This window comes from Bradyrhizobium sp., assembly GCF_049691595.1.
In the GTDB taxonomy this organism is placed as follows: Bacteria; Pseudomonadota; Alphaproteobacteria; order Rhizobiales; family Xanthobacteraceae; genus Bradyrhizobium.
Genome location: NZ_JBAVNZ010000635.1, coordinates 1 through 4,679 on the forward strand (window position 1 = coordinate 1; position 4,679 = coordinate 4,679).

8 protein-coding genes are annotated in these 4,679 nt (G+C 63.6%); 2 read left to right on the top strand and 6 right to left on the bottom strand.

Going from position 1 to position 4,679, the window contains the following annotated elements; genetic code table 11:
• From WCE35_RS25440 to WCE35_RS25465, 6 genes are all read right to left on the bottom strand, one after another.
• On the bottom strand, nucleotides 1–1,184 hold a 1,184-nt coding region (locus WCE35_RS25440), incomplete at its 3' end, for a methylmalonyl-CoA mutase family protein (protein ID WP_424596064.1).
• A gap of 93 nt (nucleotides 1,185–1,277) precedes the next feature.
• Nucleotides 1,278–1,769 carry a 2-amino-4-hydroxy-6-hydroxymethyldihydropteridine diphosphokinase gene (gene folK / locus WCE35_RS25445; RefSeq protein ID WP_424596065.1) on the bottom strand — a complete coding sequence of 164 codons (492 nt, stop codon included), beginning with the start codon at nucleotides 1,767–1,769 and terminating at the stop codon, nucleotides 1,278–1,280.
• Nucleotides 1,762–2,142, bottom strand: coding sequence for a dihydroneopterin aldolase (gene folB, locus WCE35_RS25450; RefSeq protein ID WP_424596066.1), 381 nt, complete (start codon nucleotides 2,140–2,142; stop codon nucleotides 1,762–1,764). The genes folK and folB overlap by 8 nt, the downstream gene beginning before the upstream one ends.
• On the bottom strand, nucleotides 2,139–3,008 hold the full coding sequence (gene folP, locus WCE35_RS25455; protein ID WP_424596067.1) for a dihydropteroate synthase: 870 nt from the start codon (nucleotides 3,006–3,008) through the stop codon (nucleotides 2,139–2,141). The genes folB and folP overlap by 4 nt, the downstream gene beginning before the upstream one ends.
• Before the next feature lie 86 nt (nucleotides 3,009–3,094).
• Nucleotides 3,095–3,502 (bottom strand): DUF4332 domain-containing protein, encoded by a 408-nt coding sequence (locus WCE35_RS25460; RefSeq protein WP_424596068.1) that lies wholly within the window; start codon nucleotides 3,500–3,502, stop codon nucleotides 3,095–3,097.
• Between the two features lie 42 nt (nucleotides 3,503–3,544).
• Complete coding sequence (locus WCE35_RS25465) at nucleotides 3,545–3,910, bottom strand: DUF2267 domain-containing protein (protein ID WP_424596069.1); 366 nt, start codon at nucleotides 3,908–3,910, stop codon at nucleotides 3,545–3,547.
• An 83-nt stretch (nucleotides 3,911–3,993) separates the two neighbouring features.
• On the opposite strand from WCE35_RS25465, the gene WCE35_RS25470 reads away from it, so the two are divergent.
• Both WCE35_RS25470 and WCE35_RS25475 read left to right on the top strand, forming a co-directional pair.
• Entirely contained in the window at nucleotides 3,994–4,131 is a 138-nt protein-coding gene (locus WCE35_RS25470) for a hypothetical protein (RefSeq protein ID WP_424596070.1), read from the top strand.
• A 126-nt stretch (nucleotides 4,132–4,257) separates the two neighbouring features.
• The coding region (locus WCE35_RS25475) for a helicase HerA-like domain-containing protein (protein WP_424596071.1) at nucleotides 4,258–4,679 on the top strand (422 nt) is incomplete at its 3' end.

A 4,679-nucleotide genomic window follows, 5' to 3' on the forward strand; every position in this document is an offset into this window, starting at 1 on the left:
AACAACGTCCACGCCGCCTCGCAAAGCTCGCTCGTCAGCGCCTCGATGCCGCCGGAACCCGCCGCGGGATCGGACACTTTTGCGAGATTGGACTCTTCCAGCAGCACGAGCTGGGTGTTGCGCGCTGCGCGCCGCGCGAATGGATCGGGCAATCCCACGGCCAGCGTGTGCGGCAGCACGGTGACGGCATTGGCGCCGCCGAGGCCGGCGGAGAACGTCGCCATCGTCGCGCGCAGCATGTTCACGTAAGCGTCGCGCTGGGTGAGCATGCGCCAGGCCGTCTGTGCGGCGACAAAGATCGGCTTCGGCGTCAGGCCGCAGGCTTGCTCGATCCGCGCCCATAACAGCCGCAGTGCCCGGAATTTTGCCAGGGTCAGGAACTGATCGGCATCGGCACTGAGTCGGAACGACAAAGCGGACCGGGCGGCTTCCAGATCCAAGCCGCCGGCTTCCAGCGCGCGCAGATAGGCCACGGCAATGCCCAGCGCGAACGCCAGTTCCTGCGCTTCCGATCCGCCGGCGTCGTGAACCGGGCGGCCGTCGGCCAGCGCGAACGGTCCCTTGAAGCCGCGGCCCATCAGACCGGCAATCATCTTTGCGAACGGTTTCTCCATCTCCACCCAGGGAGCGACCACGGCGCCGCGCGTAGCCATGGTGCTGAGCGGCTGATAATTGAAATGGACGTCGACTTTCGCAGGATCAAATTTGCCGGCCTCGATGACATTGGCGAGACTTTCTCCCGCGTTCTGGCGTCCCAGCACCGGATTGAGCGCGATCACGACGCCGGCATCGAACAAGATGCCGTCGCACGCCCGCGCCAGCGTTTCCCTGGTCGCGTCGGCGATGCCGAAACCCCGCGCGCCTGGACCGCCGGCGAACTCAAAGTCGAGCCCGGTGGCGCCGTTCTCGAGATCATGCAGCGCCTGGGCATTGGCTTGCGCGGCGTCGGGATGATCGATCCGCTGCATGACCTGCCAGGGCGCGGCTGCGGGCCGCCCGGCAATTGGGCTGGCGCCGGTCGCGCGCCGATAGATCGGTTCGATCCTGAGGCCGTCATAGGTCTTGCCGACCAATTTTTCGAACGGCGCGCCGTTGAGCACGCCATCGACCAGCTTGCGCCAGTCCTCGTAAGTCGCCGGGGCAAAATCGGCTGCCAGCCGCAGATCGTCAGTTTCGCTGGTCATCGGCCCATCATTCCCCGAAAGCGCGTCCTGCCTGGCCGGAAATTGCCACGGGGCGGCCGCCAAGCCAAACGGTTGTTTGGGGTCCTGTTGTGCTCAGCCAAGGTCAGGCAGCCGCTCAATACCTTCAGTCGAAAGCGCGGCCAGCGCCGCCGCAATGCCGCGTCCCGCAATGAGACGGTTTGGGACGATCTCCGCGAGCGGCACCAGCACGAAAGCGCGTTCGAACAGCCGCGGGTGCGGCAGCGTCAGTTCCGGCGTGTCGATCCTGACATCGTCATAGGCGATCAGATCGAGGTCGAGGGTGCGCGGACCCCAGCGCCTTTCATGAGCGCGGTCGCGGCCGAATTTCTTCTCGATTCGGTGCAGCGTGAACATTAGCGCGTGCGGATCGAGGCTGGTCTCGATTTCGATGCAGGCATTGATGAAGGTTGCCTGCTGCGCGTCGCCCCACGGCGGCGTCGCATAATCCGACGACCGCGCCACCAGCGCGGCCTGGGTCATGCCGCAGATATGGGCGATCGCTTTTTGGAAGGTCGCGCGGACGTCGCCGACATTGCCGCCCAGCGCGATCAGGACGTCAGCCATGCGAGGGCGGTTGCCGCGTGCGCGTCAGCACCACGCCGACATCCTCGAAGATCGCGGCGATCGGCGCGTGCGGCTTGTGCACGGTGACCTTGACCGCGTCGACACGCGAAAACGCCAACAAGATCGCGTCGGCGACCGCGCCGGCGGCACGCTCCAGCAGCTTGTAGTTGGTATTCTTGAATGCCGCCGTCGCGATCGCCACCACATTGGAATAGGACACGGTGTCGGCGAGGCGGTCGGTGCGTGAGGATTCAGACAAATCGGCCGAGAGTTCGAGATCGATCACGAAACGCTGCCCGACCTCGGTCTCATGTTCCATCACGCCATGGCGGGCATGGATCACGACGCCGGTGATGAAGATGATATCGGTCATCGCTGCTGGCCGATTGCCGCCGCAACGCGCAGCGCCTGGACGGTTTCAGCCACGTCGTGGGCCCGGATGATCCGCGCGCCGGCCTCGGCGGCCATCAGGTGCGCCGCGATCGAACCGCCGAGGCGTTGGTGCGGTTCCGACGGCGTGACCGCGCTGATAAAACGCTTGCGCGATGCGCCGACCAGGAGTGGCAGGCCGAACGCGCCAAGCTCATCCAGTCGCGCCAGTGCCGTCATGCTTTGTTCCGGCGTCTTGCCGAAGCCGATCCCGGGGTCCAGCACGATGTTTCCACGTGAAACACCGGCCTTGTCGGCGATGTCGAGGGAACGGGCGAAGAAGTCGGAAATATCCTTCATGATGTCGATGGCAGGGTCGGCGCGGTCGCGGTTGTGCATGATCACGACCGCTGCGTTGCGTGCCGCGACCAGTGTGGCCATGCCGCCGTCGCGCTGCAGGCCCCAGACGTCATTGGCGATGGCGGCGCCCTGTTCGAACGCCCAGGCGACGACCTGCGATTTCATGCTGTCGATCGAGACCGGCACGCCGAGCGCGACGACCTCGGCCAGGATCGGCTGCAACCGCTTCAGTTCTTCAACCGCCGAGACCGGCTCCGAACCATAGGGTCGGGTGGATTCCGCGCCGATGTCGATGATATCGGCGCCCTCGGCAACCATCCGGCGCGCTTGCGCCAGCGCTTGCTCGGGTGCGGCGAACCGTCCGCCATCGGAGAATGAATCCGGGGTCACATTCAACACGCCCATCACGGCCGGATACGGCTTCGACAACAGCGCCGCCAGCACGGGGTGACCGACGGAACCGGCTGACTTGCCCGCCGCCTTGGGGGATCTGGACAGGTTAGCGATCATGCGGTCGATTTGCGCGGTCCGCGCCAGCGAGTCAAGGCGGGAGAGGAACCGCGGCGCGCGCCGGCGCAAGCCGATTTTTGGCCGATCTAGTAGCTGATCTTGGGGGGAAGCCTGCGCGCCCGCGCGATCAGCTGCTCGACCGACTTCTCCGAGGGCAGGACACGGACGAGTTTGCGCCTGGTATTCACGTCCTTCATGTTCTGCGCCAGCCGCGCCGGATTGCGAAGCGCGAGCTCGCGAACCGTGGTGACGCCGGCAGCGCGCACCAGCCCGACCTTTGCCTTGCCCATGCCGGGAATCCGCATGTAGTCGGAGAAATTGGCCCATTCGAGCAGTTGCTGTTCGCTGATGCCGGTCTTGGCCGCGAGCACCTTGCGCCCCTTGACCGTCCGCGCCGCCTCAAGCAGCGCGTCCGTGGTGCGAATGCCCTGCGATTTCAGTTTCGAGGCGGAATAGGCGGTAAGGCCTTCAATCGCGGAGAGAGGATATGTCATGATACTCAATATGAAAAAAGGCAGCGCGAGCCGAAGGGTGATTTAAGCGAACTGGCTGAGGCCCGGCGTCCCCGAGATGATCTTGCCCATTTGCTCTGCTCCGATTTTGTCGCGTCCGAACCTGAAAAGTTCACGCGCGACGTTCTGAATCTCGCTCATGCCCAAACCGAGCGCCATCAGCCTGCTGCCAACCGCCATCAGGCCGCCGCCCATCAGTCTGGAGAGGCCGCCGTTGCTGTTTGACTTAGCGATCGCAGCTTCCGCACCCGGAATGTGGTCGATCAGGGCCTGGACTTTGTCGGAAGGACCCTCGTTGCGAAGGAAACCCAGCACGATGCCAATGGTTTTTTCTGCTACAACTCTATCGATGCTGGCCTTGGTGGCCAACCGTCCAATCAATTCGTCCATATTGCCCCGCCCATAGCCGGTTGCCTGCCGGATCGTCTACTTATGAAATTTATCTTGAGCGTCTGCGATCTGAATTACAAGCGATGACCGAACACTGCACCGCTTTTTTGTCGTTGATCGGATGGCAAGTGTTGCAGCAATGCAAGAGTGAACGCGTGGTTCAAGCCATCGTGCCGCACACGCGATCCATTTTGTTCCGCCAGGCGCGGAAAAATGCATGAGAAGCGTGGTCTTCGGTCAGCCGATTGGTCGATCTCCGTTGACGGGTTTCAATCGACGCCCGGGATGCAATATGATTGGGTCGTCCGGTGACCGAAATTTCCCCATGTGCGCGAAGAGGCGAAGCGATGGCAACCTCCGATAACAAGACCGCCGATACCGACGACAAGATTTTTATCGGCAAGGGCGAGCAATCGGCGTGGCTGACGCTCGCGCTTGCGAACCGGCACGGCCTCGTCACCGGCGCGACCGGAACCGGAAAGACCGTTTCGCTGCAGGTGATGGCCGAGGGATTTGTGCGTGCCGGCGTTCCCGTATTCGCCGCCGATATCAAGGGTGACCTGTCTGGAATCGCCGAGGTCGGCGAGGCCAAGGATTTTATCGTCAAGCGGGCCGGCGAGATGGGCCTCACTTTCCAGCCCGACCAGTTTTCGACCGTGTTCTGGGACGTGTTCGGCGAGCAAGGCCACCCGGTCCGCGCCACCGTCACGGAAATGGGGCCGTTGCTATTGTCGCGGATGCTCGACCTGAACGACGTGCAGGAAGGCGT